General features: G+C 68.0%; 12 protein-coding genes and 1 pseudogene. 12 read left to right on the top strand and 1 reads right to left on the bottom strand.

The genetic code is table 11. The features are described from left to right. Window positions 1-12 precede the first annotated feature (12 nt). Window positions 13-861 carry a daptide-type RiPP biosynthesis methyltransferase gene (gene mpaM / locus SD37_RS33670; RefSeq protein WP_044851279.1) on the top strand — a complete coding sequence of 283 codons (849 nt, stop codon included), beginning with the start codon at window positions 13-15 and terminating at the stop codon, window positions 859-861. On the opposite strand, the gene SD37_RS33665 is transcribed toward mpaM, so the two are convergent. Further along, complete coding sequence (locus tag SD37_RS33665) at window positions 842-2,128, bottom strand: aminotransferase-like domain-containing protein (RefSeq protein ID WP_044851278.1); 1,287 nt, start codon at window positions 2,126-2,128, stop codon at window positions 842-844. The genes mpaM and SD37_RS33665 overlap by 20 nt on opposite strands. Before the next feature lie 359 nt (window positions 2,129-2,487). Between SD37_RS33665 and SD37_RS33660 the strand changes: the two genes are divergently transcribed. The 11 genes and pseudogenes from SD37_RS33660 to dpgA all read left to right on the top strand — a co-directional run bounded on the left by SD37_RS33660 (window position 2,488) and on the right by dpgA (window position 15,898). After that, a complete protein-coding gene (locus tag SD37_RS33660) occupies window positions 2,488-3,318 on the top strand; it encodes an alpha/beta fold hydrolase (protein WP_044851277.1) in 831 nt (276 codons plus the stop codon). A gap of 35 nt (window positions 3,319-3,353) precedes the next feature. Then, window positions 3,354-5,078 (top strand): annotated as a pseudogene (locus SD37_RS33655) (amino acid adenylation domain-containing protein); the annotation flags it as partial. 14 nt (window positions 5,079-5,092) lie between these two features. Then, window positions 5,093-6,283: a cytochrome P450 gene (locus tag SD37_RS33650; RefSeq protein ID WP_044851276.1), complete on the top strand. Its 1,191-nt coding sequence runs from the start codon at window positions 5,093-5,095 to the stop codon at window positions 6,281-6,283. Window positions 6,284-6,393: 110 nt separating this feature from the next. Beyond that, window positions 6,394-7,452, top strand: a complete 1,059-nt coding sequence (gene hppD, locus SD37_RS33645) for a 4-hydroxyphenylpyruvate dioxygenase (RefSeq protein WP_083255160.1) — start codon at window positions 6,394-6,396, stop codon at window positions 7,450-7,452. Further along, the gene (locus SD37_RS33640) at window positions 7,449-8,525 is read left to right on the top strand and encodes an alpha-hydroxy acid oxidase (RefSeq protein WP_044851275.1); all 1,077 of its coding nucleotides are present in this window, start codon (window positions 7,449-7,451) and stop codon (window positions 8,523-8,525) included. Before hppD ends, SD37_RS33640 begins: the two co-directional genes overlap by 4 nt. A gap of 30 nt (window positions 8,526-8,555) precedes the next feature. Next, the gene (locus SD37_RS33635; protein ID WP_065913034.1) at window positions 8,556-9,908 is read left to right on the top strand and encodes a cation:proton antiporter; all 1,353 of its coding nucleotides are present in this window, start codon (window positions 8,556-8,558) and stop codon (window positions 9,906-9,908) included. A 642-nt stretch (window positions 9,909-10,550) separates the two neighbouring features. Then, the gene (locus SD37_RS33630) at window positions 10,551-11,963 is read left to right on the top strand and encodes an NDP-hexose 2,3-dehydratase family protein (protein WP_044851273.1); all 1,413 of its coding nucleotides are present in this window, start codon (window positions 10,551-10,553) and stop codon (window positions 11,961-11,963) included. Window position 11,964: 1 nt separating this feature from the next. Further along, window positions 11,965-12,942, top strand: coding sequence for an NAD-dependent epimerase/dehydratase family protein (locus tag SD37_RS33625; protein WP_044851272.1), 978 nt, complete (start codon window positions 11,965-11,967; stop codon window positions 12,940-12,942). Beyond that, window positions 12,939-14,048, top strand: coding sequence for a DegT/DnrJ/EryC1/StrS family aminotransferase (locus SD37_RS33620; protein WP_044851271.1), 1,110 nt, complete (start codon window positions 12,939-12,941; stop codon window positions 14,046-14,048). The genes SD37_RS33625 and SD37_RS33620 overlap by 4 nt, the downstream gene beginning before the upstream one ends. Window positions 14,049-14,071: 23 nt before the next feature. Beyond that, window positions 14,072-14,689, top strand: coding sequence for a dTDP-4-dehydrorhamnose 3,5-epimerase family protein (locus SD37_RS33615; RefSeq protein ID WP_044851270.1), 618 nt, complete (start codon window positions 14,072-14,074; stop codon window positions 14,687-14,689). Between the two features lie 108 nt (window positions 14,690-14,797). Beyond that, the gene (gene dpgA, locus SD37_RS33610) at window positions 14,798-15,898 is read left to right on the top strand and encodes a 3,5-dihydroxyphenylacetyl-CoA synthase DpgA (protein WP_044851269.1); all 1,101 of its coding nucleotides are present in this window, start codon (window positions 14,798-14,800) and stop codon (window positions 15,896-15,898) included. Window position 15,899 lies beyond the last annotated feature (1 nt).

Below are 15,899 nucleotides of genomic sequence, written 5' to 3'. Positions count from 1 at the left end.
GGGGTTGTCCTCATGAGTGAACAGTTGACGCGTAGCCCGTTGCGGACCGCGTACGCCGACGTCCTGCTGGCTTCGACAGGCGAGCGAGGCGTGCTGTGCGATTTCTACGGCGAGGCCGCCGCGGAAATCTACCGGGATCTGGTACAGGCCGGGGAGGGCGGCCCGGAAGTGCGGGCGATCGCCGCCCGCGTCCGCCCGGGCTCCGGGCCAGTCTTGGAACTCGCGGCGGGTATGGGCAGGCTGACGTTCCCGTTCCTGGAGCTCGGCTGGGAAATGACCGCGCTCGAACTGGCTCCCGCGGTGGTCACCGCCTTCCGGGACCGGCTGGCCGCAGCGACGGCGGACGTCCGTGATCGATGCACGGTCGTCCAGGGCGACATGAGCGATTTCGCGCTGGGCAAGCGTTTCGGCACGGTGGTCATCAGCGCCGGCTCGCTCAACGTCCTGGACAGATCCCGCAGACCCGGCCTGTACGCGTCGGTCCGGGACCATCTCGAGCCCGGCGGGAAACTGTTGTTCGGCGTGCCCAAGCCGCCGCCGGCCAAACCCGAGCCCGAGCCGCTGGAGCGCAGGCAAGAGTTCACGGGCCGGAGCGGACGGCGGTACGTGCTGCACGCGAGGAACATTCCGGCGGAGGAGACCCAGGAGATCACCATCCACTACGCCGACGTGACGGCGGATCCTCTTCTCGTTTGCACGCACCGAATCTGGCATATCGGTGTGGAGCAGGCCATGGAGGAACTGACGCTGGCGGGCTTCGAGGTGACCGCGCCGAGTTCATTCGGGTCCATCGAGGGAAGCAGCGACGACATGGTGCTGGTGGAGGCGGTCGCCCGCGAAATCACGGAAGGCGCGGAGTGATGAGCGCCGCGAGCCGTGAGACGCCTTCTTCGATCAGTTCCGGCGTGAGCAGGCTGATCGAGAGCCGGAGCTGGTGGAATCCGCCCTTGCCACCGAAGAAATGATGCATCGGCGTGAACAGCACGCCGTGATCGCGGGCGGCGCGTTCCAGCAGTTCGTCGTCGACGACGAAGGGCACGGTGACGGTGACGAAGAAGCCACCGGTCGGCGTGTTCCAGGTGACGTCGGGGAACGCGCCGAGCCTGCGGTCGAGTTCGCCCAAGGTGAGCCGGAGATTGCGCTGGTAGATGTCGATCTCGCGGGCGTTGGCCTTGACCAGGCTGAAACCGTTGAGAAGGAGCTTTCCGGCGATCACCGCCTGCGCGATGGGGGAGGTGTTCACCGTGAGCATGCCCTTGAGCTTCGAAAGCTGGTCGGCGAGCAGACCGCCCCCGGGCACCTGCTGATCCGCCACCACGTAACCGACCCGGGCGCCCGGCATGCCGGTCTTGGCGAAGGAACCGATGTAGACCACGCTTCCCGACCGGTCGAGGGATTTCAGCGAGGGGAGCCGCTCGGCGCCGAAGAGCCCGTACGCGTTGTCCTCCAGGAGAAGGATTCCATGCGCTTCGGCGACTTCGAGGAGACGGTGGCGGGAGGCCAGGTCCATGCTCGTGCCGGTGGGGTTGGCGAAGTTCGGCGTCACATAGCAGGCCCGGACCCGCTTTCCCTGTTCGTCGGCGCGCTTCAGCTGGAGGGCGAGGTCGTCGGGGTCGATGCCGTTCTCGCCTGACCGGACCGGCCAGACCGGGGTGTCGGTGAGCAGCGCCGCCCCGGTCAGGCCGACGTAGGTGGGGGCGGGGGCGAGCAGCACGTCCCGCTCGCCCGCCCGCAGCGTGCGGAGGACCAGGAACATCGCCTCCTGGGCGCCCACGGTGACGACCACGGATTCGGGGGCGGCGTCGATGTCCTCGTCCTCGGCGAGATTGCGGGCGATGAGATCGGCGATGACACCCTTGGTGGTCCCGTATTGGAAGAGCGTGCGGGTGACCGCCGCTTCGTTCAGTTTCCGGTCACCGCGGAGGTGTTCACAATAAGCGTCGATGTATTCGTGAATAAGCCGCACGTCGAAGAACTCTTCGTACGGGCGGCCCGCCGCCATGGAAATGGCGACAGGATATTCGTCGATCAGCTCGTTGAGCAGGTTCATCGACGAGATGGCCGGATCGGTGAGCGATCCATGCAGGGTTTCCATGCTCAACTGAGTGGACAAACCGTTCGAATCCATAAATACTAGGATTTCCATCCGCCGCCGAAGTGTCAAGCGAGGTTCGTGGACGAGGCGTGCGTTGGTCGTGAGTGTCGTTGGTCGTGAGTGTTAAGTGTCGTTAGAACGACACTTAACACTCACGACCCGAGTACGCGGGCAGTGCCTGTCCATCACCGGCTTCTCCAGATAATCGATATCCGAAGGTACGGTCACACCTGTGCGCGGTAGACCGGGGAGAAAACGTTCTCCACGGTCACCGGCCGAGTAAGCGGCGCTGGACGCACGCTCCACATCAGACAGAACCCGGTGCCGGCGGCATTCGCCGGCGGTCATGTTGCTGCGCGCCGCGAATACGCGGTGAGCGGGGAAGGACCATCATGCTGATGACAACCGAGAACGGGATCCGGTTGTCTTACCACGACCAAGGCTCCGGTCCGGCTGTCCTGTTGCTGACCGGGACCGGGGCGCCGAGTTCCGTATGGGATCTGCATCAGGTGCCCGCGCTCCGCGCCGCCGGATTCCGGGTGATCACCATGGACAACCGCGGGATCCCGCCGAGCGACGACGGTGAAGGCGGGTTCACCATCGAAGACCTCGTCTCGGACGTGGCCACCCTGATCGACTACCTCGACGCGTCGCCGTGCCACGTGATCGGCACGTCGATGGGCTCGTACATCGCGCAGGAACTGGCGCTCGCCCATCCGGAGCTGCTGGATTCCGTGGTGCTGATGGCGGCGTGCGGCCGGAGCAGCCTCGTCCAGCGGGTGCTCGCCGAGACCGAGGCCGAACTGATCGAGCGGGGGACCGAATTGCCGCCGGGGTATCTCGCCGCCGTGCGCGCCATGCACAACCTGGGGCCCGCGACCCTCGCCGACGACGATCTCGCCGGCGACTGGCTCGACCTGTTCGAGGCGTCGGGGAACTGGGGGCCCGGGGTCCGCGCGCAGTTGTTGCTGAGCGCGCTGCCCGACCGCCGTGAGGCCTATCGCGCGATCAAGGTGCGCTGCCACGTCATTTCCTTCGAACACGACCTCGTGGCGCCGCCTGCCGCGGGACGGGAGCTGGCCTCCGTGATCCCTGGCGCCACGCACCACACGATCCCGGGTGGTGGGCATTTCGGCTATCTGGAGAACCCGGAGGCGGTGAACCACGAGTTGCTCGGGTTCCTGCGCTCCGGGTCCGGCGCACGCCTGGGGGAGACCGCATGACCGAGACGACCATGTCACCCGATCTCGCCGTACCCGCGGCGGGCACGACACCCGCGCTGTTCGAGGCGACCGCCGCCGCGGTGCCGGACAGGCCCGCCGTCGCGATGGGCACCACCACTCTGACCTACGCCGAGCTGAACGGGGAAGCCAACCGGCTCGCGCGGCGGCTCGTGGCGCACGGGGTCGGCCCGGAGCGGCTGGTCGCGCTGGCCATGCCGCGGTCGATCGAGTTCGTCGTCGCGATGCTGGCCGTGCACAAGGCGGGCGGCGCGTACGTGCCCGTCGATCCGGACTATCCCGAGGAACGACGGCGGCACATGCTGGACGACACGTCCGCGCACTGTCTGCTGTGCCTGCCTGGACAGGATGTCTCGGGTGCCGGGGACATCATGAGTGTGGTGCGCGAGCCGGGCGCGTCCGAGCCGAACCTGGACGATCAGGACCGGCTCGGTCCCTTGCTCCCCGATCACCCCGCCTACGTCATCTACACCTCGGGCTCGACCGGACGGCCGAAGGGCGTGGTGGTCACCCATCGCGGTATCCCGAATCTGGCCGCGGACTACGTGCGCCGTCAGCGACTGGGGCCGGACGACCGGTTGCTCGCCTTCGCGTCGCCGAGTTTCGACGCCGCCGTCGCCGAGTTCTGGCCGATGTGGGCGGCCGGTGGCTGCCTGGTGCTCGCGCCCGCGCCGGATCTCGTCCCCGGCGAACCGCTCGCCCGGCTGGTCCGGGAGCAGGCCATCTCCCACGTCACGTTGCCGCCGTCCGCCTTGGCGCCCCTGGAGGACGCCGGCGGCCTGCCACCGGGGGTGACGCTCCTGGTCGCGGGCGAGGCGTGCCCGGCACCGGTCGCGAAACGCTGGGCGAGCGACCGCGTCATGATCAACGCCTACGGCCCCACCGAGACCACGGTCGCGGTGACCGCGAGCGACCCGCTGACCGGCGACGGCACCCCGCCGATCGGGAAACCGATCACCGGCGTCCGCGCGTACGTCCTCGACGACCGGCTGCGGCCCGTCCCGGACGAAGACGAGGGTGAGCTTTACGCGGTGGGTCCCGGCCTCGCCCGGGGTTACCTCCACCGGCCGGGCGCGACCGCGGTGCGGTTCCTGCCGGATCCCTTCGGTGAACCGGGCGGCCGCATGTACCGCACCGGTGACAGGGTGCGGAGGCGGCCGGACGGCCAGCTCGTCTTCGTCGGCCGCGTCGACGACCAGCTGAAGGTCCGCGGTCACCGGATCGAACCGGGGGAGGTCGAGACGGCGCTGCTCGCGGCCGGCGGGGTGGCGCAGGCCGTCGTGACCGAGCACGAGAACAGGCTTGTCGCCTACGTGGTCGGTACCGCGGGTGAACGGGTTTCGGCCGAAGAACTCTTGCCACCGCTGCGAAAGCGGCTGCCCTCGTATCTCGTCCCCGACGTGGTCGTCAGCCTGCCGAGCCTGCCGGTCTCGCCGAACGGCAAGGTCGACCGGACCGCCCTGCCCACTCCCGAAGAGGAGCACGCCGGGCGGTCGGCCTCGGGCCGGGCGCCGCTCACCCCCACGGAGATCATCCTGGCCGAGTTGTTCGCCGAAGTGCTCGGCGTCGGCAGCGTCGGTGTCGAGGACAGCTTCTTCGAGATCGGCGGCCACTCGCTGCTCGCGACCCGGCTGGTGAGCCGCATCCGCGAACGCCTGAAGATCCGGCTGAGAGTGCAGGCCTTCTTCGACGCGCCGACCGTGGCACAGCTCGCCAAGGTGCTCGACGGCGCACTCACCTGACCAGGAGACCCTTGATGCAGACGACCACAGCCGTCGACCTCGGCAACCCCGATCTGTACACGACCTTGGATCGCCACACCCGCTGGCGTGAGTTCGCGACGGAAGACGCGATGGTGTGGAGCGAGCCGGGCAGTTCGCCCACCGGCTTCTGGTCCGTTTTCTCGCACCGGGCGTGCGCGGCGGTCCTCGGGCCGTCCGCCCCGTTCACCTCCGAGTACGGGATGATGATCGGCTTCGACCGTGAGCATCCGGACACCTCGGGTGGCCAGATGATGGTGGTCTCCGAACAGGATCAGCACCGCAGACTGCGCAAGCTGGTCGGCCCGCTGCTTTCGCGGGCCGCCGCGAAGAAACTCGCGGAGCGGGTGCGGACCGAGGTACGCGGTGTGCTCGACAAGGTGCTCGACGGCGAGGTGTGCGACGTCGCCGCGGCGATCGGCCCGCGTATCCCCGCCGCGGTCGTCTGCGAGATCCTCGGTGTGCCCGCCGAGGACGAGGACATGCTCATCGACCTGACCAACCACGCGTTCGGCGGTGAGGACGAACTGTTCGACGGGATGACGCCGCGGCAGGCGCATACCGAAATCCTCGTCTACTTCGACGAACTGATCGCCGCCCGCCGCGAGCGTCCCGGCGACGACCTCGTCAGCACACTGCTGACCGACGACGAGCTCTCGATCGACGACGTGGTGCTCAACTGCGACAACGTGCTGATCGGCGGCAACGAGACCACCCGGCACGCGATCACCGGCGCGGTGCACGCCTTCGCCACGGTGCCCGGCCTGCTCGCGCGGGTGCGGGACGGCGACGAGGACGTCGACACCGTCGTGGACGAGGTGCTGCGCTGGACCTCGCCCGCGATGCACGTGCTGCGGGTGACGACCGGCGAGGTCACGATCAACGGACAGGACCTCGCGCCCGGGACACCGGTGGTCGCGTGGTTGCCCGCCGCGAACCGGGATCCCGCCGTGTTCGACGATCCGGACACGTTCCGCCCCGGGCGGAAACCCAACCGGCACATCGCTTTCGGGCACGGGATGCACCACTGCCTCGGGTCCGCGCTCGCCCGGATCGAACTGGCGGTCGTGGTGCGGGAACTGGCCGAACGGGTGTCGCGAGTGGAACTGGAGAAGGAACCGGCCTGGTTGCGCGCGATCGTCGTGCAGGGCTACCGGGAACTCCCGGTGCGGTTCACCGGGCGCTGAGCCCACGTCCGTCCGATGTGGACGGAACTGTCAAACGGACAGCGTTGATGCGAAATGGGGTTCGCGTCATCCTGGCCATGAGGATCACATCTATTCCACGGAGGAATGTCTTGTCTTCTCAAGAGAGCACGCAGAATTTCGAGATCGACCAGGTGGAAATGTATGTGGCCGACCTCGAGGCGGCCGCGTCCGGCTGGATGGACAAGTACGGGTTTTCCGTCGCCTCCACCGACCGGTCGGCCGACCACCGGAGCGTGACGCTGCGGCAGGGCCCGATCGCGCTGGTCCTCACCGAGCCGACGTCGGACCGGCACCCCGCGGCCACCTATCTGCAGACCCACGGTGACGGCGTGGCCGACATCGCGCTGCGGACTTCCGACGTGGCCGCCGCTTTCGATGCCGCGGTGCAGGCCGGGGCACAGGCCATCCTCGAGCCGGGGGAGCGCGCGGAAGGGGTCATCACGGCCACCGTCGGCGGTTTCGGCGACGTCGTGCACACCCTGATCCAGCGCGACACCGTCGAATCGCCGGAAGCCTTCCGCGGCAGGGGCGGCGTCGACCTGCTCGCGATCGATCACTTCGCGGTCTGCCTGAACGCGGGGGATCTCGGCCCCACGGTGGCGTACTACGAGCGGGCGCTGGGGTTCAAGCAGATCTTCGAGGAGCACATCGTCGTCGGTGCGCAGGCGATGAACTCCACCGTCGTGCAGAGCGCGTCGGGAGAGGTCACCCTCACCCTGATCGAGCCCGACAAGACCGCCGACCCCGGCCAGATCGACGACTTCATCAAGGAGCACCACGGTGCGGGCGTCCAGCACATCGCCTTCACCAGTGCGGACGCGGTCCGCGCGGTCAAGGAGCTTTCCGCGCGGGGAGTGGAATTCCTGAAGACCCCGGACACCTACTACGACCTGCTCGGCGAGCGGATCCAGCTGGAGACGCATTCGCTGGACGATCTGCGGGAGACGAAGCTGCTCGCCGACGAGGACCACGGCGGCCAGCTGTTCCAGATCTTCACCGCGTCCACGCATCCGCGTAAGACCATCTTCTTCGAGATCATCGAGAGGCAGGGCGCCGGCACCTTCGGCAGCTCCAACATCAAGGCCCTGTACGAGGCCGTGGAGCTGGAGCGGACCGGGCAGAGCAAACTCGGCCCCGCCCGTCGATGACCCATCTCTGTCTGGACGACCTCGAGCGGGCGGCGCGGACCGCCCTCCCCGGCGAGATCTGGGACTTTCTCGCCGGGGGCAGCGGCGCGGAGGCCTCACTGGAGGCCAACCGCGCCGCGCTCGAGCGGATCTTCGTCATCCCCCGGATGCTGCGGGACCTGACCGGCGCCACCGGCGAGGCCGACGTCCTCGGACGGCCGGCCGCCGTGCCGATGGCGGTCGCTCCGGTGGCGTACCAGCGGTTGTTCCATCCCGAGGGCGAACTCGCGGCCGCCCGCGCGGCACGGGACGCGGGTGTGCCGTACACGATCTGCACTCTGAGCAGTGTCCCGCTGGAGGAGATCGCGGCCGTCGGCGGACGGCCGTGGTTCCAGCTGTACTGGCTGCGTGACGAGAAACGCTCGCTGGAACTCGTGCGCCGCGCGGAGGACGCCGGCTGCGAGGCGATCGTGTTCACCGTCGACGTGCCGTGGATGGGACGGCGGCTGCGCGATCTGCGGAACGGCTTCGCGCTGCCCGATTCGGTGACCGCGGCCAACTTCGACGCCGGGGACGCCGCGCACCGCCGGACCCGCGGTCAGTCGGCGGTGGCGGAGCACACCGCGCGCGAATTCGCGCCCGCCACTTGGGAATCCGTGGAAGCGGTCCGGGCGCACACGAACCTTCCGGTGGTGCTCAAGGGGATCCTCGCGGTCGAGGACGCGACCCGCGCCGTCGACGCGGGTGTCGGCGGCATCGTGGTGTCCAACCACGGAGGCCGTCAGTTGGACAGTGCCGTGCCGGGCATCGAAATGCTGGGTGAGATCGCCGCCGCCCTCTCCGGATGGGACGGCGAAGTGCTGCTGGACGGGGGAATCCGGAGCGGTGGCGACATCCTCAAGGCGATCGCGCTGGGGGCGTCGGCCGTTCTGGTCGGGCGGCCCGTGATGTGGGGGCTGGCCGCGGGCGGCGAGGACGGCGCCCGGCAGTCGCTCGAGCTGCTCGCCGTCGAATTCCGGAACGCGCTGGGCCTCGCGGGCTGTGACTCGGTGAGCGCGGCCCGGCGGCTCGGTACGAGGGTCCCCGGCCGCTGACGTCGATCAGACCTTTCCCGAAGGAGGAAAGTGCTTCTCTCGCTTCCCGCGCCGATCGCGCCGATCGCCGCCCACAGTCTCCTGGTCTTCTTGCTCCAGGTCGGCTTGCTGCTCCTGCTCGCCGTCGTCTTCGGACGGCTGGCCGCCCGGTTCGGGATGCCCGCCGTCGTCGGCGAATTGTTCGTCGGGGTGCTCCTCGGTCCTTCGTTGCTGGCCTGGGCCGCACCAGGGGTGCACGGCTGGCTGTTCCCGGCCGTCGCCGAGCAGTACCACCTGCTCGACGCGGTGGGGCAGATCGGCGTCATCCTGCTGGTCGGCCTCACCGGTATGCAGATGGACATGAAGATGATCCGGCGGCGCGGCGGCGCCGCCGCGGGGGGCAGCTTCGGCGGCCTGATCATCCCTCTCGGCCTGGGGATCGGCGCCGGTTTCGTGCTGCCCAAGATGCTGATCCCCGACGGCACCGACATCACCGTCTTCGCGCTGTTCCTCGGCGTGGCGATGTGCGTCAGCGCCATCCCGGTCATCGCAAAGACTCTCATCGACATGAACCTGTTGCACCGCAACGTCGGGCAGCTCACGCTCGCCGCGGGCACGATCGACGACGCGTTCGGCTGGTTCATGCTGTCGGTCGTCAGCGCGATGGCGGTCCACGCGGTGACCACCGGCACCGTGCTCCTTTCCCTCGCCTACTTGATCCTCATCGTCGTCTTCGCCCTCACCCTCGGCAGGCCGCTGGCCAGGGGCGTGGTGCGGATCGCCGCCAAGTCCGAGGGAGCAGGGCCCACGGTCGGCGCCGTCGTCGTCCTGGTGCTCCTCGCCTCGGCAGGTACGCAGGCTCTCGGCCTGGAGGCGGTCTTCGGGGCCTTCGTCTGCGGCATCCTGATCGGCACCGCGGGCAAGGTGGAGCCTGCCAAGCTGGCCCCGTTGCGCACGGTCGTCCTGTCGGTGTTCGCGCCGGTCTTCTTCGCCACGGCCGGATTGCGGATGGACCTCACCGCGCTCATCCGGCCTCAGGTCCTCCTCACCGGCCTGGCGGTGCTCGCACTGGCCATCATCGGCAAGTTCGTCGGCGCGTACGCCGGCGCGCGGCTCAGTGGCCTGAACAAATGGGAAGGCTTGGCGCTCGGCGCCGGGCTGAACGCGCGGGGCGTCATCGAGATCGTGGTGGCGATGGTCGGCCTGCGGCTGGGGATTCTCAGTGTGGAGGTCTACACGATCGTCATTCTCGTCGCGATCGTCACCTCGCTGATGGCGCCGCCGATCCTGCGGTTCGCGATGAAGAGAGTCGAGCAGACCGCCGAAGAGCAAGTGCGCGAGACCGAACAGCGGGCCTGGCAACCACGAACGACGACGAGTGAACAGGAACAGCCGCTCCATTGAGGAGTGGCCTGGTGTCGCGGCTCCATTGGGGTCGTGAGTGGTAATGAGGGTTATGGAGGGGTAAGGCAAACGTGGCGTGATCGGCTCGCTGCCGTGAAGGTCCCCCTTGTCTGCCCTCACGGTAGTGAAGGAGGCCTTTACTACCGTGTGCCCGGCGAGGGGTTCCCCGAGGAGGCGGGGCGGGCCTCCTGACTGTCCATAAAGGACAATTTCCAGCGACTCGGTGTCCGATTGGTGCTTATTTGTCCGGTTCTGGACGGGGTCGTGAGTGGCAATGAGGGTTAGAACGCTATTTGCCACTCACGACCACCTCGCGAGGCCGGGCAAACTGCTCAGGTCGGACATTGATCGCCGGGAAAGTGTCCCTTGTGGATACCCGTGGTCACGGCCCGGCTTCCGTCAGCCAGTCCGGACCCGCACCGGGACGCGCCACATTTGGCTTACCCCTCAATAGAACCCTCATTACCACTCACGACCCCTCTCGCCGTCTTTGTCTTGTCCCTCAAGGGGATTGGACGATCTGGACCACTGTGATCGCTCGAAGCTACCTTTCAAGGGACACGGGGGTGACGTGGCGATGACGGTCAGTACCCGCGTCGAAAGCCCGAGTACCGCGAAACGGTCATGGCGAGGAGCCCTGTGATGCTGTCTTGGCTGGAGCCTCCCGGTACGGTGCGTCCCCGCGACGATCGCGACCACGAGGAGCGCATCGCCTTGTCGGCCGCGAACACCGACGGTGTGCAGATGCGGACCGAGGACGTCCGCGCCTGGATCGCGGAACGCCGTGAGGCCAACGTCTTCCACGTCCAGCACATCCCGTTCGCGGAACTGGACCAGTGGCGCTTCGAAGGCGGGACGGGCAATCTCGTGCACGCCAGCGGACGGTTCTTCACCATCGAGGGCCTGCACGTCGTCGAGCACGACGGCCCGCACGGTGACGGCCCTTACCGCGAATGGCGGCAGCCGGTCATCAAACAGCCCGAAGTGGGGATCCTCGGCATCCTCGCCAAGGAGTTCGACGGCGTCCTGCATTTCCTGATGCAGGCCAAGATGGAGCCGGGAAACCCCAATCTGGTACAGCTTTCCCCGACCGTGCAGGCCACCCGCAGCAACTACACCAAGGCGCACGGCGGTTCGAACGTCAAGCTGATCGAGTACTTCGCCCCGCCCGACCCCGACAGGATCATCGTCGACGTCCTCCAGGCGGAGCAGGGATCGTGGTTCTACCGCAAGTCCAATCGCAACATGATCGTCGAGACCGTCGACGACGTGCCGGCCTGCGACGACTTCTGCTGGCTCACCCTCGGCCAGATCGCGGAACTGATGCACGAGGACGAGACGATCAACATGAACGCCCGGAGCGTGTTGTCGTGTCTTCCTTACCGCGACACGGCTCCCGGCGCGGTGCTCTCCGACGTCCAGCTGCTGTCGTGGTTCACGAACGAGCGTTCGCGGCACGACGTACGGGTCAGCCGCATTCCGCTCAAGGACGTCCACGGCTGGAAACAGGGCGCCGAAGCGATCGAGCACGAGGACGGCCGCTACTTCAAGGTCCTCGCGGTCGCGGTGAAAGGCAGTAACCGCGAGAAGGTCAGCTGGACCCAGCCGCTGCTCGAATCGGTCGGGCTGGGGGTCGCCGCTTTCCTCGTACGCGACTTCGGCGGCGTACCGCACGTTCTGGTGCACGCCCGGGTCGACGGCGGTTTCGTGGACACGGTCGAGCTGGCACCGACAGTCCAGTGCACGCCCGAAAATTACGCGCACCTGCCACCGGAAAGCCAACCGCCCTTCCTCGACACCGTCCTCGACGCTCCGCCGTCGCGGATCCTTTACGAGGCCATACATTCCGAAGAGGGCGGTCGCTTCCTCAACGTCAGGGCCCGTTATCTCGCGGTCGAGGCGGACGACACGGTCGAGGCGCCGCCCGGCTACGCCTGGGTCACCCCGGCCCAGCTCACCGCGCTCACCCGGCACGGGCATTACGTCAACGTCGAGGCGCGCACGCTGCTCGCCTGCCTCCACGCCGCGGCGGCGCAGCCCCGGATGGGCGTGTGAGATGAAGACGATCACCGTCCTCGGCGCGTCGGGCTTCGTCGGCTCGGCGGTCACGCGCGCGCTGGTGCGGCAGCCGATCCGCCTGCGCGCGGTGGCGCGCGGGCGTTTCACGCCGCCGTCGGGCCGGGCCGAGACCACCGTCGTCGCCGTCGATCTCACCGACCGCGCCGCGCTCGCCGAAGCGGTCGCGGGATCGGACGCGGTCGTGTACCTGCTCCTCGCCGACGGCGGCTGGCGCGCGGCCGAAACCACGGCTGCCGCCCGCGTGAACGTCGGCGTGATGCGGGATCTCGTCGAGGTCATCGGAAGCGGCGGCGGAACGCCCCCGCTGGTGGTGTACAGCGGCACCAGCATGCAGGTCGGGGTGCCCCCTCGGGAGCCGCTCGACGGCAGCGAGCCCGACCTCCCGGTGACTGCCTACGCCATGCAGAAGCTAGCGGCCGAAGAGATCCTCAAGGAGGCCACGGCGAACGGCCGGGTGCGCGGTATCAGCCTGCGGCTGCCGACCGTTTTCGGGGAGAACACGGTGGAAGGCGGCAAGCACGACAGCGGTGTCGTGTCCGCCATGGCGCGGCGCGCGTTCGAAGGTCAGGCGCTCCCCATCTGGGGCGACGGCACGGTGCGGCGCGACCTGGTCCACGTCGACGACATCGCGGCGGCCTTCACAGCCGCGCTGGCCGCACCGGATTCACTGGTGGGTGCCCATTGGCTGCTCGGCGCCGGCCGGGGCGATCGGCTGGGGGAGGTTTTCCGGCTGGTGGCGAGGGAAACGGCCGAGCACACCGGACGGGACCCGGTCGAGGTGATCCGCGTGGAACCACCCGCACACGCGCCCACGACGGATTCCCTGAACCTCGTCGTCGATTCCACGCCGTTCCGGAGGATCACCGGCTGGCGCCCGGAGATCTCGCTGTCCGACGGAGTACGCCGCACCGTCGCCGCTTTGACGTCATCAGTTGAGGGAAAGGTTCGCACATGACCACGCGTGTATGGGACTACCTGGCCGAATACGAGGCCGAGCGGCTCGACCTGCTCGACGCGGTCGAGACGGTCTTCAACTCGGGCCAGCTCGTTCTCGGCGCGAGCCTGCGCGGCTTCGAAGCGGAATTCGCCGCCTATCACGGGGTCGGTCACTGTGTCGGCCTCGACAACGGCACGAACGCGATCAAGCTCGGCCTGCAGGCCCTCGGTGTCGGACCGGGCGACGAGGTGATCACGGTGTCGAACACCGCCGCCCCGACCGTGGTCGCCATCGACGGCACCGGCGCCACCCCCGTCTTCGTCGACGTCCGCGAAGACGACTTCCTGATGGACACCACACAGGTCGAGGCCGCGATCACCGAGCGCACCAAATGCCTGCTGCCCGTGCACCTGTACGGCCAGTGCGTGGACCTGGCCCCGCTGAAGGCACTCGCCGCGAAGCATGGACTGTCCCTTTTGGAGGATTGCGCCCAGGCGCACGGAGCCCGGCAGAACGGGACGATCGCCGGTTCGACCGGTGACGCGGCCGCGTTCTCCTTCTATCCCACCAAGGTGCTCGGCGCCTACGGTGACGGCGGCGCGACCATAACCTCCGACGAAGCCGTGGAGCGCAAGCTGCGGAGGCTGCGGTACTACGGCATGGAAGAGCGTTACTACACGGTGGAGACGCCCGCGCACAACAGCCGTCTCGACGAGGTCCAGGCCGAGATCCTGCGGCGCAAGCTCAAGCGGCTCGACACCTACATCGACGGACGCCGTGCCGTCGCCCGGCGTTACGAAGAAGGTCTCGGCGACACCGAGCTGAAACTGCCGAAGACCACCGCCGGCAACGAGCACGTGTACTACGTGTACGTGGTACGCCACCCGCGGCGCGACGAGATCCTCGAACGCCTCAAGGCGTACGACATCCACCTGAACATCAGCTACCCGTGGCCGGTGCACACCATGACCGGGTTCGCCCACCTCGGCTACGGGACGGGTTCGCTGCCGGTCACCGAAAAGCTGGCGGGCGAGATCTTCTCGCTCCCGATGTATCCCGCGCTTTCCACCGATCTGCAGGACAAGGTCGTCCACGCGGTCCGCGAAGTGCTGTCCGCCCTCTGACCGCTCCACCATCAGGAGTAGCTGTGCAAGCACGCAAACTGGCCGTCGAGGGCGCGATCGAGTTCACTCCCCGGGTCTTCCCCGACGACCGCGGCCTGTTCGTCTCGCCGTTCCAGGAAGAGGCCTTCGCCGAGGCCCGCGGCGGCCCGCTCTTCCGGGTGGCGCAGACGAACCACAGCATGTCCAAACGCGGCGTGGTGCGGGGAGTCCACTACACCATGACGCCGCCGGGGATCGCGAAGTACGTCTACTGCGCCCGCGGCAGTGTCCTGGACATCGTGGTCGACATCCGGGTCGGTTCGCCGACGTTCGGCCGGTGGGACGCGGTCCTGCTCGACCAGCGCGACCACCGGGCGATGTACTTCCCGGTGGGCGTCGGTCACGCGTTCGTGGCGCTCGAAGACGACAGCGTCATGTGGTACATGCTCTCCGCGAGTTACGTACCGCGGAACGAACTCGCCCTCTCGGCGCTGGATCCCGCGCTGGACCTGCCCATAGATCCCGGTGTCGAACCGATCCTGTCCGATCGGGACAAGGTGGCCATCACCCTAGCCGAGGCCGAACGACAGGGCCTGCTGCCGGATTACGCCACCAGCCTGGAACTCGAGCGACGGCTTTCCGAAGTCCCGCTCACCGCCTGACTTTTCCCGCCGAACGCCCATTTCGATCCGAAAGGTGAGATCAATGCCCGCTGCGCAGGTCAAGCAGCTGCTCCGAAGCAAGCTCAGAACTTGGGGATGGATGTATCGATGACTACCGGAATCGAACTCACCGAAGAGCTGTCCGTCCTCAATGGACTGACCGAGATCACCAGATTCGCCGGCGTCGGGACCGCGGTCTCCGAGACGTCCTATTCGCAAACCGAGCTGTTGGACATCCTCGACGTCGAGGATCCCAAGATCCGCTCGGTCTTCCTGAACAGCGCGATCGACCGGCGTTTCCTCACCCTCCCGCCGGAGAACCCCGGCGGGGGCCGCCTCGCGGAACCGCAGGGCGACCTCCTCGACAAGCACAAGAAGATCGCCGTCGACATGGGATGCCGCGCGCTCGAAGCGTGCCTGAAGTCGGCGGGGGCGACGCTTTCGGACCTGCGTCACCTGTGCTGCGTCACCTCGACCGGCTTCCTGACCCCCGGCCTGAGCGCGCTGATCATCCGCGAGATGGGCATCGACCCGCACTGCAGCCGCTCGGACATCGTGGGCATGGGCTGCAACGCCGGACTGAACGCGCTGAACGTGGTCTCCGGCTGGTCCGCGGCCCATCCGGGCGAACTCGGCGTCGTCCTGTGCAGCGAGGCGTGTTCCGCCGCCTACGCCCTGGACGGCACCATGCGGACCGCGGTGGTCAACAGCCTCTTCGGCGACGGCTCCGCGGCCCTCGCCGTCATCTCGGGCGACGGCCGGGTGGCCGGCCCGCGTGTCCTCAAGTTCGCGAGTTACATCATCACCGACGCGGTCGACGCGATGCGGTACGACTGGGACCGCGACCAGGACCGCTTCAGCTTCTTCCTCGACCCGCAGATCCCCTACGTGGTCGGTGCGCACGCCGAGATCGTCGTCGACCGGCTCCTGGCCGGGACGGGACTGCGCCGCAGCGACATCGGCCACTGGCTGGTGCACTCCGGCGGCAAGAAGGTGGTCGACGCCGTCGTCGTCAATCTCGGCCTGAGCAGGTACGACGTCCGGCACACCACCGGGGTGCTCCGTGACTACGGGAACCTGTCCAGCGGCTCCTTCCTCTTCTCCTACGAGCGACTGTCCGAAGAGGACGTCACCCGCCCCGGAGACTACGGCGTGCTCATGACCATGGGGCCCGGGTCCACGATCGAAATGGCGCTGATCCAATGGTGAG

It is taken from the genome of Amycolatopsis orientalis (assembly GCF_000943515.2).
GTDB lineage: Bacteria > Actinomycetota > Actinomycetes > Mycobacteriales > Pseudonocardiaceae > Amycolatopsis > Amycolatopsis orientalis.
The sequence above is the reverse complement of the archived record's forward strand: the minus strand, read 5'-3'. Positions and strand labels throughout refer to the sequence as shown.

What these genes read in the sequence shown, in the direction of transcription:
- mpaM (WP_044851279.1), top strand. Translation starts at nt 13, where the DNA reads ATGAGTGAACAGTTGACGCGTAGCCCGTTGCGGACCGCGTACGCCGAC.
- SD37_RS33665 (WP_044851278.1), bottom strand. Translation starts at nt 2,128, where the DNA reads ATGGATTCGAACGGTTTGTCCACTCAGTTGAGCATGGAAACCCTGCAT.
- SD37_RS33660 (WP_044851277.1), top strand. Translation starts at nt 2,488, where the DNA reads ATGCTGATGACAACCGAGAACGGGATCCGGTTGTCTTACCACGACCAA.
- SD37_RS33650 (WP_044851276.1), top strand. Translation starts at nt 5,093, where the DNA reads ATGCAGACGACCACAGCCGTCGACCTCGGCAACCCCGATCTGTACACG.
- SD37_RS33640 (WP_044851275.1), top strand. Translation starts at nt 7,449, where the DNA reads ATGACCCATCTCTGTCTGGACGACCTCGAGCGGGCGGCGCGGACCGCC.
- SD37_RS33630 (WP_044851273.1), top strand. Translation starts at nt 10,551, where the DNA reads ATGCTGTCTTGGCTGGAGCCTCCCGGTACGGTGCGTCCCCGCGACGAT.
- SD37_RS33625 (WP_044851272.1), top strand. Translation starts at nt 11,965, where the DNA reads ATGAAGACGATCACCGTCCTCGGCGCGTCGGGCTTCGTCGGCTCGGCG.
- SD37_RS33620 (WP_044851271.1), top strand. Translation starts at nt 12,939, where the DNA reads ATGACCACGCGTGTATGGGACTACCTGGCCGAATACGAGGCCGAGCGG.
- dpgA (WP_044851269.1), top strand. Translation starts at nt 14,798, where the DNA reads ATGACTACCGGAATCGAACTCACCGAAGAGCTGTCCGTCCTCAATGGA.